Annotated in this window: 17 protein-coding genes and 2 pseudogenes (1 of these 19 running past the window's edge); 8 read left to right on the forward strand and 11 right to left on the reverse strand. The window is 43.2% G+C overall.

Translation table 11 applies throughout. From position 1 onward, the window contains the following. The 5 genes and pseudogenes from E0E16_RS08695 to E0E16_RS08715 all read right to left on the reverse strand — a co-directional run. The coding region annotated (locus tag E0E16_RS08695) for an IS256 family transposase (RefSeq protein WP_439650609.1) crosses the window boundary (this coding region is incomplete at its 3' end): on the reverse strand, positions 1-11 show 11 of its 1,043 nt. The annotated region extends 1,032 nt beyond the left edge of the window. Further along, a pseudogene (locus E0E16_RS14395) lies at positions 2-157 on the reverse strand (IS256 family transposase); the annotation flags it as partial. The pseudogene E0E16_RS14395 and the gene E0E16_RS08695, both read right to left, overlap by 10 nt. Positions 158-571: 414 nt before the next feature. Then, positions 572-1,135: a hypothetical protein gene (locus E0E16_RS08705; RefSeq protein WP_036888147.1), complete on the reverse strand. Its 564-nt coding sequence runs from the start codon at positions 1,133-1,135 to the stop codon at positions 572-574. Continuing rightward, entirely contained in the window at positions 1,119-10,910 is a 9,792-nt protein-coding gene (locus tag E0E16_RS08710; protein ID WP_130829992.1) for a SpvB/TcaC N-terminal domain-containing protein, read from the reverse strand. The genes E0E16_RS08705 and E0E16_RS08710 overlap by 17 nt, the downstream gene beginning before the upstream one ends. A 24-nt stretch (positions 10,911-10,934) precedes the next feature. Then, positions 10,935-13,874 carry a T9SS type A sorting domain-containing protein gene (locus E0E16_RS08715; protein WP_130829993.1) on the reverse strand — a complete coding sequence of 980 codons (2,940 nt, stop codon included), beginning with the start codon at positions 13,872-13,874 and terminating at the stop codon, positions 10,935-10,937. Between the two features lie 408 nt (positions 13,875-14,282). Here E0E16_RS08715 and E0E16_RS15005 point away from each other — a divergent pair. The 8 genes and pseudogenes from E0E16_RS15005 to E0E16_RS08755 form a co-directional block, all read left to right on the forward strand. Next, positions 14,283-14,519, forward strand: a pseudogene (locus E0E16_RS15005) (hypothetical protein); the annotation flags it as partial. Between the two features lie 291 nt (positions 14,520-14,810). Continuing rightward, complete coding sequence (locus E0E16_RS08725) at positions 14,811-17,003, forward strand: outer membrane beta-barrel protein (RefSeq protein ID WP_130829994.1); 2,193 nt, start codon at positions 14,811-14,813, stop codon at positions 17,001-17,003. Positions 17,004-17,032: 29 nt separating this feature from the next. Further along, positions 17,033-17,251, forward strand: coding sequence for a hypothetical protein (locus tag E0E16_RS08730; RefSeq protein ID WP_025877538.1), 219 nt, complete (start codon positions 17,033-17,035; stop codon positions 17,249-17,251). A 78-nt stretch (positions 17,252-17,329) separates the two neighbouring features. After that, positions 17,330-18,304 (forward strand): grasp-with-spasm system ATP-grasp peptide maturase, encoded by a 975-nt coding sequence (gene gwsG / locus E0E16_RS08735; RefSeq protein WP_025877539.1) that lies wholly within the window; start codon positions 17,330-17,332, stop codon positions 18,302-18,304. After that, a complete protein-coding gene (locus tag E0E16_RS08740) occupies positions 18,268-18,510 on the forward strand; it encodes a hypothetical protein (protein WP_004362754.1) in 243 nt (80 codons plus the stop codon). Before gwsG ends, E0E16_RS08740 begins: the two co-directional genes overlap by 37 nt. Beyond that, complete coding sequence (locus E0E16_RS08745) at positions 18,494-19,465, forward strand: hypothetical protein (RefSeq protein ID WP_130829995.1); 972 nt, start codon at positions 18,494-18,496, stop codon at positions 19,463-19,465. The genes E0E16_RS08740 and E0E16_RS08745 overlap by 17 nt, the downstream gene beginning before the upstream one ends. A 6-nt stretch (positions 19,466-19,471) precedes the next feature. Beyond that, positions 19,472-21,697 (forward strand): peptidase domain-containing ABC transporter, encoded by a 2,226-nt coding sequence (locus E0E16_RS08750; protein WP_130830623.1) that lies wholly within the window; start codon positions 19,472-19,474, stop codon positions 21,695-21,697. Position 21,698: 1 nt separating this feature from the next. After that, positions 21,699-22,184 carry a hypothetical protein gene (locus tag E0E16_RS08755; RefSeq protein ID WP_028901967.1) on the forward strand — a complete coding sequence of 162 codons (486 nt, stop codon included), beginning with the start codon at positions 21,699-21,701 and terminating at the stop codon, positions 22,182-22,184. Positions 22,185-22,200: 16 nt separating this feature from the next. Here the strand turns inward: E0E16_RS08755 and E0E16_RS08760 are convergent, their stop codons facing one another. The 6 genes from E0E16_RS08760 to E0E16_RS08785 all read right to left on the reverse strand — a co-directional run bounded on the left by E0E16_RS08760 (position 22,201) and on the right by E0E16_RS08785 (position 26,101). After that, complete coding sequence (locus E0E16_RS08760) at positions 22,201-22,620, reverse strand: plasmid mobilization protein (RefSeq protein WP_116617421.1); 420 nt, start codon at positions 22,618-22,620, stop codon at positions 22,201-22,203. A 348-nt stretch (positions 22,621-22,968) separates the two neighbouring features. Next, positions 22,969-23,280, reverse strand: coding sequence for a helix-turn-helix domain-containing protein (locus tag E0E16_RS08765; protein ID WP_130829996.1), 312 nt, complete (start codon positions 23,278-23,280; stop codon positions 22,969-22,971). A 23-nt stretch (positions 23,281-23,303) separates the two neighbouring features. Then, the gene (locus E0E16_RS08770; protein WP_004355514.1) at positions 23,304-23,570 is read right to left on the reverse strand and encodes a helix-turn-helix domain-containing protein; all 267 of its coding nucleotides are present in this window, start codon (positions 23,568-23,570) and stop codon (positions 23,304-23,306) included. 446 nt (positions 23,571-24,016) lie between these two features. Beyond that, positions 24,017-24,271: a hypothetical protein gene (locus tag E0E16_RS13610; RefSeq protein ID WP_165444219.1), complete on the reverse strand. Its 255-nt coding sequence runs from the start codon at positions 24,269-24,271 to the stop codon at positions 24,017-24,019. A gap of 41 nt (positions 24,272-24,312) precedes the next feature. Further along, on the reverse strand, positions 24,313-24,780 hold the full coding sequence (locus E0E16_RS08780) for a DUF1896 domain-containing protein (protein ID WP_130829998.1): 468 nt from the start codon (positions 24,778-24,780) through the stop codon (positions 24,313-24,315). 52 nt (positions 24,781-24,832) lie between these two features. After that, positions 24,833-26,101 (reverse strand): site-specific integrase, encoded by a 1,269-nt coding sequence (locus E0E16_RS08785; protein ID WP_130829999.1) that lies wholly within the window; start codon positions 26,099-26,101, stop codon positions 24,833-24,835. Between the last annotated feature and the right edge of the window lie 4 nt (positions 26,102-26,105).

Here is a 26,105-nt window from a genome sequence, read left to right on the forward strand (position 1 = left end):
AGCCATTGCATTGCTCATGGGCATTTTCGCTGACGAACAACTCTCGTTCATGATACATCAGGGAGTTCATGATTAATGACTGAAGGGTAACAAAACCCTCGCTGCTGCTTGTGTAATTCGAAAGAATTTCCGAAATTTGCGAATGTGTAAGTTTCATTTTTTTCTTTTTTAAAGTTATCAAATACAAAGATAAGAAAAAAGAAGCTTACACACTTTTATAGGACAGTACCTGGTCGAGAGATTTTATCAGCTGACCATATACCGGCTGTCCGAAGAAATGTGTACTTTTGCCCATGTTATCTGAGTTTGGAAACAAAAGCAAAGATAACAAAAAGGGCTGATACCTCGTGAGAAGTGTCAGCCCTAATTCATAAAAAATGTGGGATGTTTAGCGGACAGTAATATTACAAAAATAGCAAAAGGCAGAGAATTTATCCCCGCCTTTATACCTTAATCACATAGAAATAAATTGATTATCAGGTAGTTATTACAACAGTTCCCAATTTAGAGCATTACCCCCAATTTGGAGCATACAAAAAATACTATGCATATTTTCTAATGACAAAGTCAATTATCTTACTCCATTATTAAACTGTTCTTTCAAAATATTCTCAATTTCAGGGTCTTTCCTGAAAAAAGGATATGATTGATAGAACATATCAAAATCAATGGAATCTGTATAGTTTTCCATTATCCATGAAGATACGATATAAATCATCATATTATGGTTAGCCTTGCTTTGTTGTTCCATAGGAAGTAAACTTATAGCTTTTTGTATTCCTTTTATTTTGTCGGGATATTTGACCAGCATTTGACTCAAACCATCAGCAAAAGTTTCGTCATATTGTTCATCGGTATGTGCAAAACAATGTTTTACGACTAGAACATAGTCCTGTTCTTTGGAAATCTTCTCTTGAAAAAAGTTTCCATCAATAATTCTTTGCACAAAAAGGCTATCATCAGGCTCTGTACTGATGTCTTTACTTGCTTCCTTTTTCAGAACTGTATCTTTATCAAAATCCGATTCCCTTTGTGTTGCTGTATAAGTGATTTTAGAATTATTATTACAACTTGTAACTCCCAAAAAACATAACAGAGCCATTTGAAGCAGGGTATTTTTATTGTTCTGTCTCATGTTTTGCTCCCCCTTTCTCTGTTTCGTTCTTTTCTACCTTTTGAGTTCTATGACCTATGACAACAACTTCAGGTAACTCGTAGGATTTCATTTCGTTTACTTCTTCTTTGATTTTATCTCTATCATTATAGCTGACAGGAACCTGCAAATCATCTTTCAACGTAAGGAATCCTTTTTTCTCGTTGGGATCATTTTTTTCTAACTGTGTAACCATTTCTTTAAGTTCCTTTATGTCTGCATCTGCCATTCGCATACACCCATGTGTTCCCATCAAATCAGGCTTTTGCCTACGGCCTCCATGTGTGTGCATTCCTTGTCTGGTTCCCCCTTCACCACCTTGATACTCTAAAGCAAGCAGGTCATTAGGACCAAAAGATATAGTTGGATAACGCTTTGTTCCCGTTTTCCTCCATCCCAATATTTTATATTTTCCTTGGGGGGTATCTGCATTAGAACTATTCCTGTTTCGATAACTTCCAAGTACTTTTACAACTGTCTTGTAAATTAGATTTCCATTTCTATCATATACAGCATATATAGCATATGGATGATTTGCTCTGTCTGATGATGCAGAAACTTTAATATCCCATTTTCCATCAAAATCAACTCTTCCAGTAGGCGCATTATGAGAATAAGTGTATGAGGATGCTTCTGGTGCTTCTTCTGATCTTGAGTCCACACTTATCCACAGACTCAACCTCGGCTCATAGTACCTCGCACCATAGTAATACATGCCCGTCTCCTCGTCCAGCTCCTTGGCATTGAAGAGGTAAGGGGTATTCCACGTATTGTTGCGTTCTTCAAGGAATACTTCGCCAAATGGAACGTATTCGATGTGCTGCGATACTTCGCCATCAAGATTGGTGATGTAGCTACTGCTGCCCAAATGGTCGGGGTGGTAGTAGAACTGCATCTTCTCGTAGTCGTCGTTAGGCTTGAAGTTGCCATTTGCAGCTCTTGTGCGTGCCATTGCCCTTGCTTGTGCTGCCTCTGGCGTGTCGTCATCACTACTAAAGCCTTTGCCATTGACATAGTCGTCATTGTCCTTTCCAGAATAAGGCAAGTCAAACGTTTTGTAATTGTCTTTAATGGATTGTAACTGCTGATTGTACTTTTCCTTGTAGTTGACAGTCACACCGTCAGCTTCATTGCCCGCATACGGTATTCGTCTTGGGTCTGCACCGTAGCTTGCCAAGTCACCAAGCTTGCTGACGATTCTCTGGCTACCTACATAGATGTGCTTGGTATACTTGCCACCTTGCCCTGCTGCCAAGTATGGGTTGACATAGAGCGAGAATCGTGCCGTACCCGTGTTACCACCCGAGAACTCAGAGTTTACGTATATGGCTTCGTTCTCACCGCTGGTCTTCGCTGTACGTTCACCGTCAGCATCATACCAATAGTTGCTCACAAAGCCGTTCTCATCGGCTGCAAGGAGTCGGTTTTCCTCATCCCACTTGTACTTCTGCTCACTTGCCTTGTCGTCTTCCTTGTTGTCTTTCTTTACACGAGAGGTGTTAATGTAGACAAGATTTCCGTTGGCATCATAGGTGTACTTGTGTCCGTTGTTGATGTTCGTGCTGTCCGTAGGGGTCTCTTCCGTGCGATAGTTGATGTCACGGACACTAGCCAGTTGGAACTTCTTGCCCTCATCATTATTGTATGTGTAGGTGAGGTCATAGCCTGCATTGAGCGAACCGTTGAACTGTACGTTACTTTGCGTGAGGTGCTGCTTCTTGCTTGTGATTCGATACATGTTGTCGTAGCCCATGGCAAGGGTGTAAGAAGCCATCTTATTGTCCGTTCCCTTATAAGTACCTGTTGCGCTTAACAAACGATACAATGGGTCATAAGTGTAGCTGTGGCTCATTTGTCCGCCTGCCTTGCCGCTCTGTGGGAGTGGAGCATTGTTCTTTACGCCAAGTACGTTGCTCACGGCATCATAGCTGTAGGCATTATCCATAATGGTGCCTGCCTTGGCATTGACTGCAAGGTTCTGTAGTCTGCGACGCTGTGGGTCGTAACTGTAGAACGTTTCCGCTCCGTTGCAGTATTTCAAGTAAGTGCGTTGCTCGAACTTGTCGTAGCCAATCTTTCTGACATAGTCATAATGGGTTGTTTTATAGCCACTGACCTTTTCTATCTGTCCACCGAGGTTATAGCCGTAGGTGACCTTTTCATCATCGGGATAAATCATTTCCAAGAGGCGGTTGTGGCTGTCGTACTTCCATTGTGTGACGTAGGTTGCCACTGCCTGATTAGGCACAATCAGCGTGCGTACGGTCTTCAATACTTCGCCCAAATTGCCGTAGTAGTATTCGATGGCACCGCTACCGTCCTCACGGAGCATCAGCCTGCCAACGCGGTTATTGGAAGAGGTGGCACTGCCGTAGTGGTACTTCACATTGTTTTCCGGATGGTCGGGATAGTTAATGGCTACCAACCTGCCGTAGTCGTACTCATAGTTGATGGTCTTGCCCTCTTTTTTGAGGTTGGCAGTCTGCTTGGTGAGTACATTGCCAAGATTGTCATAAGTAAATGTGGTAATACCGCTGGCAGGATGGTTGATCTCCGTGCGGCGGTCGCCCATGTCATAGACGGATGTCGTGACGTTGCCCTCGGTGTCTGTTACCTTGACCAATCGGTCGATACCGTCATACTCGAAGGAGGTAGTAATGATACCATCGGGTCCGCTGAGCTGCTCGGTCTTCACGGTCTTGCCACTGCCGTTGGTGTAGGTAGCCTGCTTGCCGCCGAGAGCGTCGGTAACGAGTGTCTTGAGGGTGTTGCTGCCCGCATCGGTAGAGTATTCGGTCTTGGTCTCGGTTTTATCAGGAAGCGTTACTTTCATGGCACGGTTAAGCACGTCGTAAACCGTTACGGTTGGCGACACGTTGTCAAATGCCTTGTTGAAAGTTGTCTTTTTGCCCACTGCCTCTGTCACGGGGTAGTAAGCCTTCGCCACACGACCGAATGCGTCATAGACATTGCGCCCACTGACAATCATCACGGTTTCGTCCTTGGGTGCGCTGCCTTTGTCAGCGGTGGTAACCACTCCATCTTTCTTCACCTGAACGGGTCGTCCAAAGCCGTCCACGAAGGTGACGGTCTCCATATCATCGCTTGGGTGCTGGATGTCGTAATGTTTGGTCACGGCGTAAGCAGGTGCAGTGATGCCATTGATGCCGAAAGTAGCCTTGGGCTGATAGTCAAAGGCAATAATGTACGGCACTCCTGTTGCCAATTCGTTAGGACCACGAACCGCCTTGATGCGTCCAAGGTTGTCGAGGTCGGTCTCATAGTTGAGTCGGTTGAGGTCTGTACGGCGCAAAGCCATGCCATAACGGTAGTCGAAGTTGGCTGCCTCGCTGCTGTAGCCAAAGGCATCATCAATGCGGGAGACATACATGTTCATCACCGGTTCGTAGCGGTAGCTGTACCACATACGTTGCCCCTTGGTGTTGGCAGGAAGCGTAGTCTTGGTGATGTTACCGTAACCGTCGTAGGTATAGTCTGAAACGGCAGTACTATTTCCTAACTGTTGACTAATCTGTGTAAGGTGGTCAGCATAGTTCATGTCGTACTTCGCCGATACGTGGTGGTATGTCTTGCCGTCTCCTCCCGTCACAATGACGTCGGTAGGCAGACCGATGATGTGCTTGACCTCGTTGGAAGCATACTGAATGGCGGTCTGGTAATCGAACGCCCCCGTGCCTTCTTCACCCAATGTGCCTTTGTCGCTGAACTTATAGGATTTGAGTTCACCATGATAACCCGTGAGGTAATACTCGTTCCAAGCTTCAGAGGTGGTGATGCCGCTTGTCTGTCCCTCATAGTGCTTATTGGCAGTATAGCGCAATGGGACAAATGCTGATGCACGGTCGCTGCAGAGTTTCTGCTGCTTGGTAAAGGTGTACTTGTCACCGCTGGCAGTGAGATAGTAGCTATCGTATACGTTCTTCGTCTCGGTATATTTCTTGCCATTGGCATCCTCCACGGAGGCACTGAGCTGGTTGCCCTGTGTGTAGTAGGTGGACACGTCATAGAGCTGTACTGCCTGACGATAGATGACACTGTCGCCTTTCTCGGTGTCAATATTCTTCGTGATGACCTTACCAAAACCGAGGAACTCGCGCTCGTGGCGGTCTTTTTGCCCGTTAGAGTAGGCAAAGAGAGTCTTCATGAGTGGTCCGTCGTCGTGGATGCCATCATCAACGGTCACGGAAGACATCACCCACTTACCACCGGGAAGCCCATAGGTTGGCGCGCTGTGCTGATAGTCGAGTGTGAAGGCGCCACCGAGGGAGTTGGTCACGCTTTTGAGCATGTTTGTCCTGCCGATGGCAGAGCGAGTAACCTTCAGCTCACTTTCCTTGTCTGATTCCAATATGTCGAGATAGCCGTCACCATCTACATCCTGTAGCGAGTAGTGCGTACGGTTGATGCTGTGACCTGTTGAAGCACCAGGATTTGTAATAATCTTGGCTCCCACTCCAAATAAAGTTACAGGTATACAAATAGTAAATGCGCCATTAACGGACTCTGCCGTGGAAGAAGATTTTGTGAGTGCTGAGACACCTTTCCATTGGATGGGAGTATCGAAGCCCTGTCCGTTGTTCAGTGCAACCATAATACCATTATCAGCCTGCCATATTCTGTCAGGAAGCCCGTCTGAGTTAATATCCATCAGGCTATACTCTTCAGATGTTTCCGTAGCAACGATGCCAATGCCTGCAGTGACGCTTGAGGAGGCGATGTCTATACCAATACCTCCGTTGTATGAAATGCTCTTTCCACCCTGAATCCTATCTATCTGCCAGTCTATCGGTTCGGTAAACGCATAACCGAGATTCAGTCTTACCTTGTTGCCCGATTCTATCTTGTCAGGCAACCCGTCACCGTTGATATCCGTGAAGCTCTCTACAGCTTCGTCTTTATTAGTTGGTTTACTTCCCGAGATAGAAAACTTGCCTAACCATGTTGTTTGAGCTAGTTCCGCTAATTTTGCACCAGCTTTACCTCCTATAATATTAGCAACGGAAGAGATAGGGTTACCACCATAGCCCCAAGCATAAGAAGCATTATTAGAGTAGGATGCATTACCGATTCCGTTATACTTTTCTCCACTCATGCCGCCTTGGCTGTTGGTATATTGTATCGTGTTACCTGCTATGACATCAGGATAACCGTCACCGTTCATATCCATCATGGATACCAGAGACTTCATATGACCTTTGGCATCATTATAGGTAATACCCATGGCACCACTCTGCGTATCGGTACTTTTGTTCTCCGATACCTGTGTGACAGCCATTGCACCGGTTCCCTGTAAACAGTCACCCGTTGCTGCTGCAACATCACCGCCACCTTCCAAAGGATTTATAAGGACAACATCTTGTTCTGCCAGACGAGCAGTTCCCATCTCCTGACCTGTCATATAGATATATCCATTCTGTCCCATCCAACGGTTAAGTGTTTTCTGGTCTGTTGCTATAGGAGTGAATGCCATCGTTCTTGGATCAAGTTTCTCATCCTTACTCTTTGGGAGGGTGAGCAATGACTCATCTATCGGTTTAGCATAACGGCCTTCCGAGGCATTATAAACGAATCCGCCCCATCCTCTGAACATCGAACCGAATCCCTGATTGTCAGCTTGGGCGTAGACGCCTGCCTGTATGGAATCATTGTTGCCTACTTTGGCTGTTGCAAGAACCGTCTGTTCAGAGATATTACCTGAATAGGAATAGTCTACCCATAGTTTACCTGCACTCACATTGGTCAGGGTCAGTGCGTCACCTGACAGAGTTCCGCCACTGAGTGTATAGGTCTTCTTACCCAACAACTTGTCTGCTGTCTTGACTGTCATGGTTACCGTACCGCTGGCAGTTGACGGAACAACTGTCATATTCGGTGTAACAGTTAGGTTGGCAGCATCTGCAGCGAGGGTGAACGGTATTCCCTCTTGCACCATCTGTGGGAACATCGCATAATGGACAGCAGAAGTCATGATATGCTTCTCCTCATTTTGCATCGTTGTTTCTACCTGTGGCATCCATTTAATCTTTGACCAATCCACATTTGAAGTAGAAGTAACGCTGAAGCTCAAATACGGTAGTCCGTTGGGATGAGAAATAGACTCCCTCAGTTCACCGTCAAAAGATTCATTCCACGCAAAAAATCTGGTATAGATTTCCTGCTGTCTGTAGTTAGGATTGGCATTACCCAAGCTGTCCTTCTCATCGTTGGATGCAATGATTTTCAAAACAATGTCATCCGAAGTTACCAGCTTAGTAAATTTTCCTGCCAGTGAAAAGGATGTACCCTGTGGTATGACGATAGCAGTGTTAACATCGTAAACAGCACCTTCCTCAGAATTGTACACAGTTGAAGATAGTCCGTCAGGAAGTGTTTCATTTGTTCCTGTATAGGTGATGACAGGTGCCCATTTCACGTTATCAAAGGCTCCGTTGCTCATCTCCTCCGTTCCCGACTGGACACGGAAGTAGATACGGTCGCCTTTCTTGACAACAATGTTTTGTGCTGTAGCCTGATAAGCCGTAGCATCACCCTTGGCTATTTTCTTGTTCCAAAGTTCGCTGCTACCTTTCTGAATGGCAACCCGGACTCCGTCCGCCTTGGCATATTCCTCCGTATCATAATCACCGATCGGTGTCATAAGGCTAACCGTACCGGACACATTAACCGTACCGTCCTTAGGTGCCTGCCAGACACGTACCATATCTTCCATCGGAGAAGACTGGAGAAGTTCTTGCTGCTCGGCAGGGTCTATTTTAATGACTGAGGGGTCAATTTTACCTCCATAGATGATAGGACTGGGGGTATCAGCACTGCTGAGCGTAAAAGTAGGTATGGCATTACCCGCCTTATCAAACTCGATGTGATTGAAATATACCCTGCCGCCCGAGACAAGGTCTACCAGACCGTCACCATTGATGTCGGAGAAATATTCGGTCGTCTTGGTCTTGGTCTTGGATACATCAACACCCAAGACAGAAGTAAACCTACCATATCCCGGAGTTGCTTTTAAACCACCGGAATTTGTGGTACTCTTTGCCTTTGAAAAGCTTCTGATACCTTTTATTGGTATTCGATCTCCATAAGTAATTGGTTCTCCAGATACATTTTTGATTTGCGTCCTATAGAACAGAGTATTACCTTTACGAAAAACCTTATCAGCCAGCCCGTCTCCATTGATATCCACTAATGTTGTAAGACCATTCGAACTGTCTATAGAATAACTATATGAGCCACCCACGGTGTTACTTCTCCATGGACTTGTATCGGCAGGTCCTATGCCTGCAAAGAACGAACCATTCACGGACGTTCCCGTCGTCCCGCCTAATGCCGTCGGCTTGTCACTGAATCGTTTGGAATCAGAACCTAATCGATTGACAAAACCTGCATTAAGGTTGTCATCCTGCGTGTTCCAAACCTCTTGTTTATTTTTAAATGGCACATACCCTTTGTCGGACTGTACGTCGTCATAGTAGTCGAAGTTTTGGTAGGATACCTCCGTTCCCGCATCATCAAGGTGTTTCACACCTGTGAGGATGTCCTTATGGAAAGCACCTTCCTTGTAGGCAAAGGTATAGCTTCGGAGTACGGAACCCTGGAAGTTGACTACTATCTTCTCCAACAGCCTGTTGGAAGAGGTGAGGAATCCAAAGCGTGCATTGTTGGTCTTGAGATGTTTTTCTTTCGTTCCCTCAAAAGTAACTACGGTATGGGGCTGTTGTCCGCTGTTACCTGCATGGATTTCCTTGAGATAAATGGCTTTCGCCATGAGTCCGCCACGAACAGGTTCGTCGGCTGTCTCATAGACATATTCTATATAGTCACCGTGTGTCTCTTCCACACGTTTGAGCTTCCACTCAGAGATGACTTCACGCTTGGTACCGCTGATATCGGTAATAGCACCTTTGAGTACGGCTCCCTCACCACCATAGATGTACTTGATGCCTTGCTTGTCGGTCACTTCCCAAGTATAGTCGGCAGGTGAATTTCCTTTACGGATAATACGACTGAAGTCACCACCTTGTCTGGTATAGAACTGACGGTCTGCCTTACGTGCCATCTTCTCACCACGGTGGGCAACACCCATTTTACCGTCATCCCCCATGGTAGAAAGCATGGAACCTGACATCAGGTAGGTCTCGGTTTCCTTTGCTGTGTCATAACGGGGTACACCCCATCGGGTGTCGAGCGTGATGGAAGGAACGGAGAGGTTCCATCCCTCACCGAGCCATCCACTGCCACCCTCACTGCTGTACTGAATACCTAAGGACGGTGCCATGCCATTGCGGGCAGGGGGCATCTCGAAGCCATACTGCAGGCTGGCGGAACCTCTGTTGTTGGCTGTCGGAGGAGTGATGAGATTGATTTTTGCTGTCGGGTCTGCCGCCTTGATGTCATTCATCATCGTCGGTGTAAATCCATCGGTCTGTGGAGATTCGGGTGCCTTTATCACACCGTTGATCATATCGGTGAAGTGCGTTGTTCGTGAAACCACGCAAGCTGCTTTCTTATCTACTTTGACCTTTTCTAATGCTACCCAATGCTTGGTATCCTTGTCAAAGTAATAGGTATTGATGTCATCTTCAGTAAAACCGCTCGGGATTCTTGTGCGGTCATACTTGATCTTGACAGTCGCACCTTTCCCGTCGAAATGGTTACCGTGAGGAAGGAAACGATAGCCGTCACCCTTGGCAGTGACGTTGGTCATACCATAGTCAAGGGCAGGCATATCCATTTCACGGAGTGCCGAGATGGAATATCTTCCAGCCTTGCTGATATCATTAGAGGTTACTGCCAATATATTGCCGCTGACACAGAGACTGTCCGCCTTGTGTGCAAAGAACAGTTTTTCTGCACTGCCGCCTACGGAAACGAAGGCACGGGCATAGTCCGCCTTTTCCCGTATGATGGGAACAATGGTCTTACTGACGTTCTTTCCTGCAACGGTAGCTGCGAGGGTGAGCTGCTTCGAAGCTGTGGGAATGATTCCTTCGAACTCGCCGTCTCTGACCGACAGAGTCTTACCGCTAACAGATACCTTCTGTACGTTTCCACGAACAAAACCGTGGACATAGGTCTGTCCACCGTAAACAACGGGAACGGTTGACAGGACGATAGCATCCCGCATATCTGCAGATGCAGGTGTTGTTTCTATGCGTACGTTTTTGACTGTATAGCTGTAGGTGGCATTCGATGGGATGGTGAACAAGACGGTATTCCTACCTTTCTTGAGCCACAGGGGATTGATTTCTTCTCTGACGGTCTTCCAGCCTTGAGACAGCTCGGTGAGATAACCGCCAGCAGCCATGCGATCGTTGATGCTTTTGCTGATGCCAGCACCAGAGCTGACACCCTTGAGATCGTAGACAAGCCATGAGCGTGTGTCGGCTGAAACTTTCTTGAGTACAATCTCAAAGAGGTTGTCCTCGGGGTTGTCCGAAACACGTCCGTCGGGCGTACCGATGACACCGGAGCCTATGGAGGCAAACTGCGCCACCGTTCCCGATGCAGAGGTGGCTGCTTTGACACCAGTCGATGAAGGAGCCGTGGTAAAACCTGGCTGTGCTTTCTTATCCGCTGATGCGGTTATATGTTTTCCTGACTGAGGATTAGGAGCAGTGGTTTCTTTATTGGTCGGCGTCATACTGCCGAGGTCGTTCTTGTCGGTGTATCTTGCAATGGCGATACCGGACACAGCGAGTGTTCCGACCGCCAGTGTCAATGCCAATATTTTTTTCATAGGATAAGAGTATAGTGGGGTATTTTATTTGTTCATCATCTTTAGGGTATATTCCTTCATCGGTGTGATGGCTTTCACGATGTATACACCCGTCTGAGGAAGTGTAAAGGTCGAGGTTTTTTCTGTTCCGCCTTCCATCTGCTTATTGAGAAGAAGCTGACCTGAAGCATCAAAGACCATCAAGTCTGCCGAATGAGAGGTTCTCATGGAAAGTTTTGCAGTAAAAGAATGATTACCGTTATCAATCACCTTGAATGCGCTGTCGTCGGAAATACCAATGCCGTCTTCACGGCTGCTTCTTGTCATGGGCTGGGATTCAACCGAACCTCCGCACTCACTGTTGATCGTCACCTTCTTGTCATATAAGCTGCGTGTAATGGTTTCAACAGAAACATCCGAAGATTTTGTCAGTATTGGACACGGCTGGTCGTTGACCAGAAGATTACTCAAAGAAGAATGGCGTTTCGTGAATATAGAACTGAAATGCCAACTGGAAAGAAGTAAACCTTTGTACTGATTGACGCTCTTGCCGTTGATACGGTAATCCAAGTACTTGCCACTGTATGTTAGGGACAGTACGTCGCCTTTGGCAACGGTGAACTGCTTTTGTTCGTCCTCTTTTCCTTTAACAATGACCGTAACTGTGGAACCGTTCACAGAGAAACCGAAGTCGGGAAGCCCGCCCAGCCTGATGACTGAACTCATACCTGCATGATAGACGGATGTCATGTCGCTGACACTCCACGAGAAAGTGGATTCAGGAAACTTGCCGGGGGAGTTGGCATATGACTCTCCTTTATTTTCAGACATGTTGGCTGTGAGCACGGTACCTCCTGTCTGAATGACATCAACGTGGTAGATACCGGGAAGAAGTTTTTTGATGGTTGCGTGGTCGGTAGTCATCAAGCCCGATTGCACAAGGGAGTCTGTAACTAGTCCTGAAACAGATTCAGCACGTACCTCATAGCGATAGGATGGATTGCCGAAGAGAACTTTCACATCAATACTGCCGTCTGCCTGTGGCTTACTACCTATGCAACTGGCTGGCTTTGGCGTCAGACGAGCGAAGACGCCATCATGATAGCCGAAGGTAAATACATCACTGCCGTTGCCGTCAGTGTCAAAGAATACGTTATGGAAGATAAACTTACCTCTCTTGGCATCCTGTTCACTGCAACGATAGACACGTACCGTCTCAGGATCCCATTCGCCCTTTCCCGTGCCATCAATCAGCAAAAGGGCATTGGATGCGTTTTTAACGAAATGCTTATCTTTCAGCAAATTCGTGGCAAGCTCGATAACATTACCTGTCACACCGAATCCACTGGCGAGAACGTCTCTGATTTCCAGACGATAGGCATTGTCAATGGGACGGATGAAAGCAATTCGCTTTGCTTCGTTTTCAGGAATATCCACAGTATACTTCACATCGCCTTCGGCTGATATGATGAGATGGAGCGCATTGCCTGTCTTGCGGATAATCATTCTTTCTCCTACGTTGATGGCACATAGGGCGTCTGTCTGTGGAATGCCTTTGATGATGGAATATACTTTTCCGTCTCTTATGCGATAGCCGTATACCGTGATGCTCTTCGCTTCGTCCGTGAAGCCCACATCAAAAGGACTGAAAGGGCAAAGCATGGAAATGCTTCCGTCTGTGCCGACAAGGGGCTTGCTGTAGGCTACGGCTGTCATGTCCTTGTCATTTTGTAGGAGCGAGGTGAAATGTCCGTTGCGCTCAAAGTAAAACCCGCTGCCACCCCATACGACCGTCGTGTCAGCCGTTTCGTGTATATTGGTGGCTGTGAGCCACTTTCGGTTCATGACATGCCAAGAGGAATATTCCTCAGGTATGCCGATGGCGGTGTTAACCCCATTGTCACCCCAAATCATATAGGCTCCGTCTGGAATGGGACTGCCATGTTCCTGCCCGATAACTAATAAGCGAGATTCGGAGGAAAGGTTATAGGGCTTGGACTTGTAATAAGTATCATGGAGGGAAGAATACAGAGGTGTTTCCTCATAAGAGGTTGTTGACACGGGCTGGAAAAGCAACTCAACATCCTCACGAGCGATGCCCGTTACGCGGTGATGGTATGCAGCATTAGCTGATGCATCCCAAATGAGATTGCCACGTGGATCAAGGTAGGAACCTTTCAGCGTGACGCCGTACTTTAAACCAAGGTAACTTTCAATTCTAAGCCGCTCAGTATTGGTGAGATGGCGAGAGAATACGATTGCCTCGGGGCTGTAGCCATCAAAGATATTATTGCCAATATCGGTCGTGCTGAAAGCATTTTTGAGATTGACATCCTGACCGTTATAGATGGAACCAACAGAATAGAAACCTCCACATTTCTCACCCCATACAGAACGTGCAGGCTTGTTAGCTTTGATATAGGATACTATCCTGAGGGCACTTTCCTCAAATGTTTCCGTGGCAGTGGTGTCCACACTACCGTAAAGAAGATCTTGTCCGTATTCTTTTCCGTAATCCAACGTACTCGTGCCACTGACACCAACAGCTTTGTCCTTGGACATTAGGACACCGCTACCGGGACGACCACTCAACGTATACAGTACAGCATCCTTTTTGGCATCCGCAGGTTTGTGACAAAAGAGTCCGATAACGGTCGCCTGACCCAATGAACTGTATTTCATCAGGGAAACTTTGGGAGCATTTACTTGGGAGAGGTTAAGGGCAGGGCGGAAGTTAAACGTGCGCACATGCTGCAGGGACTGTATAAATTCCTTTCCATATCGACCGCTCTGTTTGTCCAAGATTCGTGAACGCACGGTATCCCCGGCATAGTCCTTCCAGAAGTAATTGCCAGTTAAATCCGTGTTCATGGGTACCGTCATGTGCCAGAGCTCCGCACCGTCAACGCCACCTGGCGACTGGGCTTCCACATATAGCGGGAAAGATAGCAGGAATAGACATAAGGATAGGTAATAGTTTCTCATAAGCTATTGTGTTTAGTGTCTTTATTTTAGACTATGAAATAGATCCTCAGGTAAGTCTTCAAAAAATCTTTCTTATATTATAGGAAAATATGATGCAAATATATAAAACCAAATTGTTTACAACAAATTTTTCTGCATCTTTTTTCTCTGAATTTCATAATTTTTCCAATTTTTCCAATTTTTCCAATTTTTCCAATTTCATACAGTGAAGTTTTCTATGAATTTCTTGAAATCCGTATACCTTCTTGTGAAAAATTTATATCTTTGCAAACAAGAATAAAGAGTTCTTTGAGGCATTGCAAAAGAAAGAAGGAGAAAGAAACTCGCTCGTTTCCAAATCGTTCACCTTTTATTATTCTTATTTATGCTTTCCTTTTGTAATCAGCCGATTACATTCGCTTCTATTACTTTTATGCGGAGATTTGCGACTTCCGTACAGCTAAGAACATCGGTATCGACCGTCCAGAGAAGAACGAGATACTGCACAACATACCGCCCACTCCAGAACAGGAAGAGTTCATCGGTAAGCTGATGGAGTTTGCCAAGACGGGCGATGCTACACTCTTGGGACGTGCACCACTGAGTGAGAGTGAGGAAAAGGCAAAGATGCTCATTGCAACTGACTACGCGCGCAAAAGATTTTAGAAATTTATATCTTTCAGATAATCAATGAAATGACAACAAATAAAGAAGAAAAGGGTTACGACTTGGAAACGAGCGGATTACTTTTCCTTTCTTTATTCTGCAATGCCTCAAAGAACACTTGATTTATTGCCGCAAATATAATGTTTTTTTAAGAAAGACTATTAACTTTAACGAGAAAAGATATGCCTAATAAAAAATAATGAGTGGTTTTCTTGCAAATACAATATATATTTCATATCTTTGAAAAAAATTTAACCTTTTGATTTTGGTGTTACAAATAAGTAGTTAAGTATGAAACATCTTAAATTTTTCATCGCTATACCAATAGCTTTTATTTCTCTGAATCTGTATTCACAAACAATGATAACAGGAAATGTTATTGATGAAGACGGTAAACCTTTTATAAATTATACATTGAAAGTGGTGGGGGCTTCAAAGTTGGACTCGTTGAAATTATACTCACCAAACGGGAATTTTTCTTTTGAGGGAAATGATTGTCCTTATCATTTTACTATCGCATATTTTGGAGAACAGGTTCTTGATACAATTGTTGGGTGTGACGATGTAAAATCTCATCTTACATTCCAAACTAAGCTGGAAAAAAAGTTGGAGGAAATAATCGTACTAGGCAAGAGACCTATCGTAAAAAGCAAACTTATGGAAGATCAAATACAAATAAAGGGTATTACGATTTTTGAAAATAACAATATGGTTGAAATATTGCAAAAAGTTCCTGGATTTATTCAGAATAGCAGTCAGTTAACTTATAAATCTCTTCCTGTGGTATCTGTAAGATTTGGCAGTCAAGGGATAAGCAGACAACTGACAGCAGATATGTTGCAAATGCTTGAGAGTTTGTTTGCTGAAAATGTTTCATCTATAATTTTTAAAAGATTACCGCAAGGTAATAGTTATGAACTTATTGTAAATTCTGTAATTATAAAAGGATTTGAAACTACAACTACCGCAGAATACTCAAGAGGAGAAGGTGATTATGGGACTATCAACACTCGTGGCGTGTTAAATACTGCAAAATTAGCAAATAGCCTTTATTTAAGGACAAATCCATATCGTTCTCCGACTTCTTCTACAAGGCAATATGTTTTTGATAATGGTGTTGTAAAAGACATTGAGGATGCTAAACAGAAAAAAACGAAAGACTTTTATGTTGATTACGCTAATAATTATAACCTTTCAAAAGAAGTAAATGCAGGAGTATTAATAAATTACCTTGTGTCTAACAACAAAGAAGTTCGAACTTCAAATGTATTTGGTAATATCTCTAATATGGATGCATCTCAATTTTATCGTTTTTTTACCACGGGGGTCTATTTTGATTTCAACAAGAACAAGCATAAACTCCACTTGGAGATGGCATTTAACAACAAGAATGACCAATACAAATTGAGAAGTACTAACAATGCACTACTTCAGAGTATGAAGAGCAATAATATCACGCCCAATGCCTCTGTTGATTATACATACACATTCAGAAACCCTAAATTCAAGATTCGTTTATTCAGTTCTTACTCTTACATGTTTTTAACGTCTAAAGATGTATTTAATAATACCAAATTACAAGACTTTTGGGAACACACATTTAGGCAAGATATGTATTTGAACGGTTCTTTTGGAAAAGTTGAGTTTAATGCAGGAATTACTTTTGATTACTCAACTAGCCATAAAGCGCATTATTTTTATGTAGACCCCCATATTCTACTTGGTTATGAAATAAATGGTCATAAATTTGGTATAAGGTATGATCAAAATACGTCAAGACCTCTTTCTGGGCAACTTGCTGGCATAACAAAAAAAGAAAATGAAGGAATAGATATTACAGGCAATAACGACCTTAAACCATATAGAAACACTCAATTGGAATTATCATACCGAAGAGGGAACTTGGGGGTTAATATTGGAGGATGTCGTCGTATAAACTGGTGGCTTCTTCTCCCTGCCTATCAAAACAACAAATTCCTTTACAAATATACGAGCCTTGGTGTTTCGCATATGTTTACTGCGAGTGTTTATTATTCACAATATTGGAAGTTTTTTTACCTCTCTCCCAATATCAGTTTAGAAACAGGGAATTTCAAAACATCAGAGAATAATTCTCAATATAATAATAAGTATCTTGCTGTTTCTTTACCTTTTGGCTTTAATTATCGTAAGCACAGAGTAAATATTACTTTTTCCTATTTTCCTATTTCACAATTCGAGAATACAAAAGAAGAACCAAGGTCGAATTTATCATTTAGATATACATTCTCAACATTAAATAATGCTTTCAGAATATCGTTATTTGCTAATGATATTTTCAAACAAAATCAGATGCAATCAAGAATATATGCTAATGGTTTTAATGAATATAGAAAAAACAACACAGATACGAGAAGAGTTGGCATTCAACTTGTATATAATTTTTCTTCAAGTAATAGAGTAAAAAAATTCAGTTCTCTTATACATAATGTAACAAGGAACTGAAAATTGTTTAACTAAATTTTAATGTAATTATGAAAAGTATTTTAGATTTGAAAGACTTCGAGTCTCTTAGTGCTAACGAACAAATTCACCTTGTTGGTGCATTTAGTCCTATTGAAGTGGCGGTATCATCTGATTCTGATGACACATCAGACCATGATGATACTTCGAATCACAATGACACGTCCAACCATCATGATCACAGCGAAAGCTATGATAGCATTTCTCAGCAAGAACTAAATGGTATTTAATGGTTGTTCGTAACCCTTAATTTTATCTGTACACGCTACTATTATGTAGCGTGTACAGATTGTTTTCCTTCCTCTTTTATGGTATTAATATTGACTTATAATTTTTACGAACAAGGAACTGACCCTGTAACAGAATGGTTGGAGTATTTTAAGCATCCTTACGTCAAAGTATGTTTAAAAGATTTTATTAACGAAACTAATACTTTATCAATTGATAGTACGACAAAGGAGGTGCTTTATAATTCTCTAAATCTTACAAAAGAAATTGGCTCTATCTTTTATAGGAGATTTAAGGTGAATTTTGATTTTCGTCTTTCATATAATTTGGGAGAAATAAATAGACGCCTTAATGCTGAAACAAATAGTGAACTAGCACATTTATCAGAATTGTTCTTTTATTTACTGAAAGACAAGAATTGGCTACCAAAGCCATCAGTTTTAGAAGTCAATAAGGAAATTGTTCTTTCTATTGCAAAGTCGTGCGGATTATATACTCCAAGAACTTTGATTTCAACATCGAAAGACGATTTATTAAAATTTTACGCAAAATTTCCTATAATCTATAAGCCATTAAACGGTTTTTCTTATTATACGATTGGAGAACAAACGTATTCTTCCTATGTAACAGAAATCAATCAAAAAGTGTTAACTTCTCTTCCCAATAGATTTTTTCCTAGTTTATTTCAAGAACGGATAAAATCGGAATATGAAATTCGAACATTTTATTTGGATGGTGAATTTTATTCTTCCGCAATTGTCCCCCAAAAGAAGGGTAGGAAGAGAACCGTAGATGTAAAACAAAATTATCAATCTTCTAGATGGGTACCTTATAATTTCCCAGATGAATTCAAGGAAAAAATCCGAAAATTAATGAATACTCTTAACCTTAACACAGGCTCTATAGATGTTTTAAAAGGAATAGATGGAAAATATTATTTTCTCGAAGTGAATCCTGTTGGACAATATTTGTCTCCTTCAATTTCTTGTGGTTATTGTGTTGAAAAAAATATTGCAGAATGGCTGATAAAAAAAGACATAACTTTGAACAATTAATATATAATAAGGATCTTAAAAAAGTTCCATTGGTTTTTAGATTTCTTGAAGTAAAGAAAACAGATGAAATTGGAGAACTTTATATGCATGTTAAATTTAGTTCTTCTATTCAACTTCAAACCAAGAGTTTAAACAATTATTTGGATTCTGTACCAATGTCAAACATATTAATAGAAGATTCCGATTGCAATGAAAGGGTTAAATAGTAAATTCTACAATAAGTATTTCTGTTTATTTGGAGATTGTTACCCAGTCTCTGATTCTAAAAGATGCGCTGTCTATTTACTAAATAGCAACAGAATAGAAATACTACCATTAGATGCATTTGAGCTACTTCATTTATTGAAAAATGATACCATAGGTTCAGTAGCTTCGAATTATCATAATTCGGAGGTTATATATAATTGGGTTGCATATTTTCTAAAAATAGGAATTGGCTTTTTAACATCTGACATCTCAGGTTTTTGTTACCCTAAAATCTTGCCCCAATTTTCACCTTCGCATATAAAACGATTACAGTTGGAGTATTCATCTACTTCAAATTATAATTTATCTGAAGTTGCTAAGGCAATAGAAGAATTACATTGTAAACATGCAGAGATAAGATTTTTGGGAAATGATATTACAAATGAATTTGTTTCATTTTTTTTGATTTTTTTTCGAGTGTCGTGTCTGAGGTCTATTATCCTATATATTGATGGAAAGCATTTTCGTGTTAAAGATGCTACACAAATTACTGAAACTAATAAAAAGGTAAATAAAATAATTATTTGTAATACTCGGGAATTATCTTTTGCGGATGATGTTCTAACAACTCAAGGAACACTTCAATATTTTTCACAGAAGAAATGGCCGATTGATAGATTAATCATTAATCGAGCTATGTTTGCTGAGGCTTTTCATTATAATACCTTTTATAATAATAAAATGGCAATAGACAAAATTGGATTCATCCGAAATGATTTGTATTTACCTGAAACATATGGAAAATTTGACAAATGTATTGATATTTGTCAAATTGTTCATAGTTCTAGTTTTCGCCGTTTTTGGAAAATATCTCCAGATCAAATAGAAGAACTTAAAGACAATGCTCTTAGATATGCAATATATCCTGCAAGAGAAATCATTATGTCTGAGGAAAAGTTTCACATTAAAATTTAATTTATGATGCGGAAAACCAAGTTCGTCAATATCAAGCAACGCGATGCTATGGATTGTGGTCCTTCATGCTTAGCAATAGTGGTCAACTATTATAGACGACAGGTTGATAGGGATGGATTACGGAAGATTTGTTCCTTAGGCAAAGACGGGGTCTCTCTTCTTGGTATCAGCAAAGCCGCTGAAACCATCGGCTTCAAAACTATTGGAGGACGTTTGAGTTTCAATACCCTCGCCCATGAAATTCCTCTACCTTGCGTCGTCCATTGGAATCAGAATCATTTTGTTGTTGTTTATAAGATAAAAAATCACAATAAAGGAAAATATACCATATATGTGGCAGATCCGGGCAAAGGACATGTTACCTATACCAAAGAGGAGTTTTGCGAACATTGGATAAGCACCAAGACCAATGGCGAGGAGAAAGGTATTGCTCTTCTCCTCGAACCAACAGAACAATTCTATGCTCAAAACGATACGGAAGCAGTGCCGACTCAAAGCCGAGTGAAATTTCTCTGGAGCTATCTCAAGAAATACAAGCGTTTCTTTACACAACTCATTCTCGGCTTGTTGCTCGGCTCACTCCTGCAACTTGTCTTTCCATTCCTCACCCAAGCTATTGTAGATACAGGTATCGGGGGAAAGGACATCGGGTTTGTGTGGTTGGTGCTGCTGGCAGAAATGATGCTCCTTTTCAGTCGTACCGCCATCGAGTTTATCCGCTCAAAGATACTCCTGCACATCTCCACCCGTATCAATATCTCGCTTATCTCGGATTTCTTTATTAAACTGATGAAGTTACCGATGAAGTTTTTCGACACCAAACTGATGGGCGACCTCCTGCAACGCATTGAAGACCATCGACGAGTGGAACAGTTCCTCACATCAAGCAGCCTGAATCTGCTGTTCTCGTTCTTCACCTTCCTTGTCTTTGGTGTCGTCCTTGCTGTCTATAATCTTGGCATTTTCCTTGTCTTCCTCTTGGGGACATCGCTTTATGCAGGTTGGATTATTCTCTTCCTCAAAAAGCGCAGGCAGTTGGACTACAAGTATTTTGAGCAGGCAGGACGCAACCGCAACGTCACCTACCAACTTTTAGGCGGTATGCAGGAAATCAAGCTGCAGGGGTGCGAGCAGCACAAGCGTTGGGAATGGGAGGACGTGCAAGCCGACCTGTTCAAGGTCAATCTGCAATCCTTGAACCTGCAGCAGATACAGCAGGCAGGAAGCATCACCATCAACGAGGTGAAGAACATCCTCATTACCGTTCTTGCCGCCACTGCCGTGATACACGGAAACATGACGCTCGGTATGATGCTGGCGGTGCAGTACATCATCGGACAGCTCAACAGTCCTGTGGAACAACTCATCCAGTTTATCTACTCATGGCAGGACGTAAGCATCAGCCTTGACCGCATGAACGAAATACATACCGAAACCAACGAAGAAAATGCTGATAGGACACAAAATGCCTATACGGACGAAACAGCCGAGGGACATTCCCTCACGATAAAAGACCTATCCTTTAAATACGACATCTACAGTCCGAAAGATATTCTCTCCGACATCAATCTCTACATACCCAACGGCAAAGTAACCGCAATCGTGGGAGCGAGCGGAAGTGGAAAGACCACGCTTGTAAAACTCCTTCTGGGATTTTATGAACCCCTGAATGGAAGCATTCGGATAGGCAATGCCAATCTGAGCGAATACAATCTCGGTTGGTGGCGGAGCCAATGCGGAGCGGTGATGCAGGAGGGCTATCTCTTCTCCGATACCATTGCGAGGAACATTGCCATATCAGACGATGAGCCAGACATTGAGCGTATCCGCCATGCTGCCCGTGTGGCAAACATAGCCGACTATATAGAAGCCCTGCCATTGGCTTACAACACGATGATAGGACAGGACGGGCAGGGCATCAGTCAGGGACAACGGCAACGCATCCTTATTGCAAGGGTAATCTATAAGAACCCGATGTTCGTATTTTTGGACGAAGCCACCAACGCCCTCGATGCCAACAACGAGCGAGCCATTACCGAAAACCTCTCGGATTTCTACAAAGGAAAAACGGTTATCGTGGTGGCACATCGCCTTTCCACTGTCCGCAATGCCGACCAGATAGTAGTGCTTGACGAAGGCAAAATCGCAGAAGTGGGTACACACGAAGAACTGACCGCCAAACGTGGCAAATACTTTGCCTTAGTGAAGAATCAATTAGAATTGGGCAACTGATATGGACAAACAAGCAAAGAAACAGGAACGGAGTTTTGAGCTTCGCAGCGAGAAAGTACGCAGCATCGTGGGACAGATACCCTCCTCGCTTGTCCGATACGGCATCACCGCCATTGGGGCTGTGTTGCTTTGTCTGTTAGCCATAGCCTATTTCCTGCCCTATAAGCAGGTGTATTCAGGAACGGCTACCATACACAGAGTAACAACCGCAACACCGGCGGACAGTACGGATATAACCATCTTATTGAAGTTCGAGAATAAGCGTCCTGAAGATACGAAGGGACAAATGATTTATCTACAATCTCCCTACAGAACATTTGCAGGACAGATACAAGACCTTTCTTCCGTCCGTGACACATTGGAGCGTCAGAAAGCCCTATGCCGTTTCAAGTCAGCCGACATAAAAACTGTGGAAAACCAAACGGTGGATTTCCAGATAACTCGAACATCGGGCAATCTGCTACAAAAAATGCTTGGGGACATATAATTCCATCGCACATTCCTTATCTCTCTCGATAGTCAATGGTTAAACTCACTGCTTTTTCTTGCAAGGCAGTGAGTTCTTGTGTCAAACCGATAAGCTCCCGCAACAATGCCTGTATGCTTTTCTCTGCCGTATAAAGGCGCATCAGTCGCACCACCTGATTGTAGTTCACTCCAATCTTATGTACTTGGGCTGTGAGTTCAGAGAGCTTGCGGTGGTACTCCACGGCGGACTTGTCCACCGTTATCACCTTGAAATGCTCACCCAAAAGCCTTGCACGCACAAACTCTGACTTGGATTTTGAACCAGACCTGTGATAGAGCTCTATCACCCGAAGTTGCTCTTTCGGGTCGGGCAGGCGGACGTGCCAATCGTCCCACTTGTCGGGCATATCACCATACTTTTTCGCTACCCTTTTCCTTGATTTATCGCTTGCCATATTCTCTTGTTTTTGTTCTTCTAATCACGACTTTGGAGTGATTTAATCCCCTTTCGGGGCAAGGGTCTTTGTGGTACAAACGGCAGTTTGTGTCACAAAAACACACCTTGCCAGTATAAAGAAAGAGATAGTTTGTTATGTTCCATAAAGTAACCTTTCTGGGGTGCGAGAGTTCAAAGTTCAAGAAGTAAGTCAAGAGATAAGTTTAGACTAATCTCTTGACTTACTGACTTTATGAGCTGACATATTTTTGACTAAAGTTAATTTTACCTTAGGTCGAAACTAATTTCTTGACCAAAGTCACAATTGACCATTTGACTTAAGTCGCGACTGATTTCTTAACTTAACTCATAACTTACCTGTTTGCGGTATTGGATTATAATGCCTTTCAAGCATTGTCTGTATGTCGCTCTGCTTGTATAGTATCTTCCCTCCGATTTTGTAGAAAGAAAGCGTTCCTAAGTTTCTGTACTCTTGGAGCGTGCGTGTGCTGAGCCGTAATTGGCTGCAAACCTCCTCGCCTGTTAGGTAAACCTCTCCGCCTAACATTGGACGGGCTGTAGAACAATAACGCTTCAGTTTCTTCAATATTCCCTCCATCAACTGTGCAAACATCTGCATTTGAGGGTCTTGCTGTGTAATGATTTCTTTCTCTTCCATAGTTCATTCTGTGTTTGATTTCATTAATTGTTTGCATTCAGTAACTCTGCGATGTCGCTCTCCTTATAATAGCATTTATGCCCAATGATGGAGAAGGGGATTTTACCCGTATCGCGATAGGATTGCAGGGTGCGTTTGCTGATGCCGAGCCTGCGGCATACGGCTTCATTGTCGAGCCATTCGTCCGTTTCGGGCGGATTGCCGATAAGCTGTTCAATACTGTGGATAAAGTCTGCAAATTCGGAGCAGTGCCGCTCCCACGCTTTGCGGTCGATGATAATGAGTTTCATTGCCTTGATTTTGTTTTGATTACTTTATTGTTACTCGGCAAACAAACTGTTATGCAGTCCATTGCCGTACTTATCGAGTGCAAAAGTAAACCCTCGGAAGCACCGCTGCAAGAAATGAGGATAAGCAGGGAAATAGAGAGAAAACAAGAGAAAAGACCAAAGGAGATCCATTTGTGTTATTGCGGTAATGAGATGAGGTGCCGGCTCTTTCCTTTTATTATTTTGTTGTTTTATCGATAATTCGATAGTTCGACAAATCGAGATGTCGAAGTGTCGATAGATAGTTTTATCGATAGATTATTTTGACGATATATAGTTTTGACGATATATAGTTTTGACGATATATAGTTTTGACAACAGATAGTCATGACAACAGATAGTCATGACAACAGATAGTCATGACAATAAATTGTACAAACAACAGATAGTCCGTATTATAGTCAGTCCTATCTATTGTTGGCTGTTACGCCTTGCGTCCAAAGAGCCTGAGTATGCCGTATTCTTGTCGTGCCTATACTCTCTACGGCAGCCCAGCCCTGCAAGGTTGGGAGAGATGAATACGACCGCACGAATATTGAAAATGGCAATACCAACTTGAAAAGAAAAATCCTGCGGTGGAGATTCTTCTCTCCATCCGCAGGACTTGACCTTGTCAGGGCAGATTGGCTGCCGTTGTACCTTTGCACGATAAGAAACGGCATCAGGGACTTTGCGTGTGCCTTTGCTTACAACGCCTTTGGGCTTACCCCTCCGTCTGACCGATTATTGGCAAATGATTGCTCTTGGTAAGCAGCACTATCGTGCCTGTGAGTTCGGTGTAAAGACGGTCGTATTGCTCGTCAGAAGCAAATGTGTCCGTCAAACCGAACTTGTCGAATGTGGCTTGAATAGCCTTATTCGACAACAATATAGGTACGAGTTTCTCTGGGAGAGGTGCAGGCAGTTCCCTTTCAAACTCATTCTCAAACACGGATACAAGCGTATCATACTTGGAAAAGTGCAAGCCTTGATACAAAACCTCGCTTGCCATGCTTTCCGCTTCGGGGTGCGTGAAACCTTGTGTCACGGCATCGCAGTAAGCTGTGAGAGCCATATCTGCCCGTGCAGTGATAAACTCCTTATCTTTCAATCTCTCAGGGTGATGCTCACTCATGTAACTTCTTAATTTCAATCGAAAGTAAGAAAGTTCCTGTTTGTTGTTCTTTTTCATAATCATTTGGTTTTCAATCGTGAATAATAAATGTTTGGTAATTACTTCCTTTTTATGCGTGTTGCAGTGGCACGTTCTGCCGTGCTATCGACTCACAATAACCTTCAAATACAGTATGCTCCCTGTCTGTGAGTGCAGTCATATCCTCCTGTATCTTGTGGTCGGTTATCTTTCCGTAGATTTGTGTCGTACCTATATTGCTGTGTCCGAGTATCTTGCTGAGCGTTTCCATCGAAATACCATTGGATAGGCATATCGTGGTTGAGAATGTGTGGCGAGCCATGTGAAAGGTCAGGCCCTTCTCTATCCAGCATATCTGCCCGATGTTCACACACGCAAAGGATGCTTTCCTTATTGTAAGATTGGGGAATATCAAGTCGTCCGCTTTCTTGTCCTTTATATAGAGCGAAAGGATTTGTTTGGCAATGGGCAGAAGTGGGATAATCGCTTCCACATTGGTTTTCTGCCTTTTGATGCGTATTTCCTCCGTGCCGTCAGCATTATGGGTGATATGCTTCGGTTTGAGCCGTTGCATATCCACACGAGCCAGACCAGTAAAGGCACAGAAAAGAAAGAGTTGCCTTGCCCGTTCGAACTGCTTGTCAATTATGGGTGTTTGCAGGACCCTCTGCAATTCCTCCGTAGTGAGATACCTGCGTGTGCGATGTGGCAGTTCTGCCTTGTAGTCCGCAAACGGATCGATACGGATATACTTCTTCTGCTGACCGATGCCGATGAGTTTCCTAAGGAAGATGACCGCTACCTGAATAGTGGCAAGAGAAAGGTTGCGCTCTGATTTAAGGTAGAAGTCCAGCCCCTCGATAAAACCATAGTCCAACAGAGAGTAGCGGATATCCTCCAGCCCTAAGCGTTCACGCAGATAGGACTTAATGAGCTGCGCTGCATAGATGTAATTAGCAAAGGTAGGCTTGGCTATCGTCAGTCCTACGCATGGACGCTTTTCCTCAATAAATAGTCGGGCTTCCTCCAAAAGAAAGCCTTTGGGATTGTCTTCTTCCATGAGTTCACGTTTCAACAACTCGGCGGTGATATAGCCACGTTGCCAAACTAATTCTTGGTATTTGCCTTTGGCTTGTTCCTCTTTGGTTTGCAAGTAGCGGTTGATTTCCTTTGTCTCTTCGCCTATACCCTTGCATCGTCCCTTATGGCTGTCCCAAAGCTCGGGAGCGATTTCCTTTCCCGTGCTGTATTGCACTTGCTCTCCGTCTATGGTGATGCGTCCCATAATCGGGCAGCTGCCGTTCTTTTTCTCTTTTGAGCGATTGATATAAAAGAGTGTCTTGAATGTACTTCGTGCCATAATG

This window comes from Prevotella rectalis (assembly GCF_900607215.1).
GTDB lineage: Bacteria > Bacteroidota > Bacteroidia > Bacteroidales > Bacteroidaceae > Prevotella > Prevotella brunnea.

Coding starts and splice junctions, on each gene's coding strand:
- E0E16_RS08780 (WP_130829998.1), bottom strand. CDS start 24,780: ATGAAAAAGAACAACAAACAGGAACTTTCTTACTTTCGATTGAAATTA.
- E0E16_RS08785 (WP_130829999.1), bottom strand. CDS start 26,101: ATGGCACGAAGTACATTCAAGACACTCTTTTATATCAATCGCTCAAAA.
- E0E16_RS08770 (WP_004355514.1), bottom strand. CDS start 23,570: ATGAAACTCATTATCATCGACCGCAAAGCGTGGGAGCGGCACTGCTCC.
- E0E16_RS13610 (WP_165444219.1), bottom strand. CDS start 24,271: ATGCCGTTTCTTATCGTGCAAAGGTACAACGGCAGCCAATCTGCCCTG.
- E0E16_RS08715 (WP_130829993.1), bottom strand. CDS start 13,874: ATGAGAAACTATTACCTATCCTTATGTCTATTCCTGCTATCTTTCCCG.
- E0E16_RS08750 (WP_130830623.1), top strand. CDS start 19,472: ATGCGGAAAACCAAGTTCGTCAATATCAAGCAACGCGATGCTATGGAT.
- E0E16_RS08745 (WP_130829995.1), top strand. CDS start 18,494: ATGAAAGGGTTAAATAGTAAATTCTACAATAAGTATTTCTGTTTATTT.
- E0E16_RS08705 (WP_036888147.1), bottom strand. CDS start 1,135: ATGAGACAGAACAATAAAAATACCCTGCTTCAAATGGCTCTGTTATGT.
- E0E16_RS08730 (WP_025877538.1), top strand. CDS start 17,033: ATGAAAAGTATTTTAGATTTGAAAGACTTCGAGTCTCTTAGTGCTAAC.
- E0E16_RS08725 (WP_130829994.1), top strand. CDS start 14,811: ATGAAACATCTTAAATTTTTCATCGCTATACCAATAGCTTTTATTTCT.
- E0E16_RS08765 (WP_130829996.1), bottom strand. CDS start 23,280: ATGGAAGAGAAAGAAATCATTACACAGCAAGACCCTCAAATGCAGATG.
- gwsG (WP_025877539.1), top strand. CDS start 17,330: ATGGTATTAATATTGACTTATAATTTTTACGAACAAGGAACTGACCCT.
- E0E16_RS08740 (WP_004362754.1), top strand. CDS start 18,268: ATGGCTGATAAAAAAAGACATAACTTTGAACAATTAATATATAATAAG.
- E0E16_RS08760 (WP_116617421.1), bottom strand. CDS start 22,620: ATGGCAAGCGATAAATCAAGGAAAAGGGTAGCGAAAAAGTATGGTGAT.
- E0E16_RS08710 (WP_130829992.1), bottom strand. CDS start 10,910: ATGAAAAAAATATTGGCATTGACACTGGCGGTCGGAACACTCGCTGTG.
- E0E16_RS08755 (WP_028901967.1), top strand. CDS start 21,699: ATGGACAAACAAGCAAAGAAACAGGAACGGAGTTTTGAGCTTCGCAGC.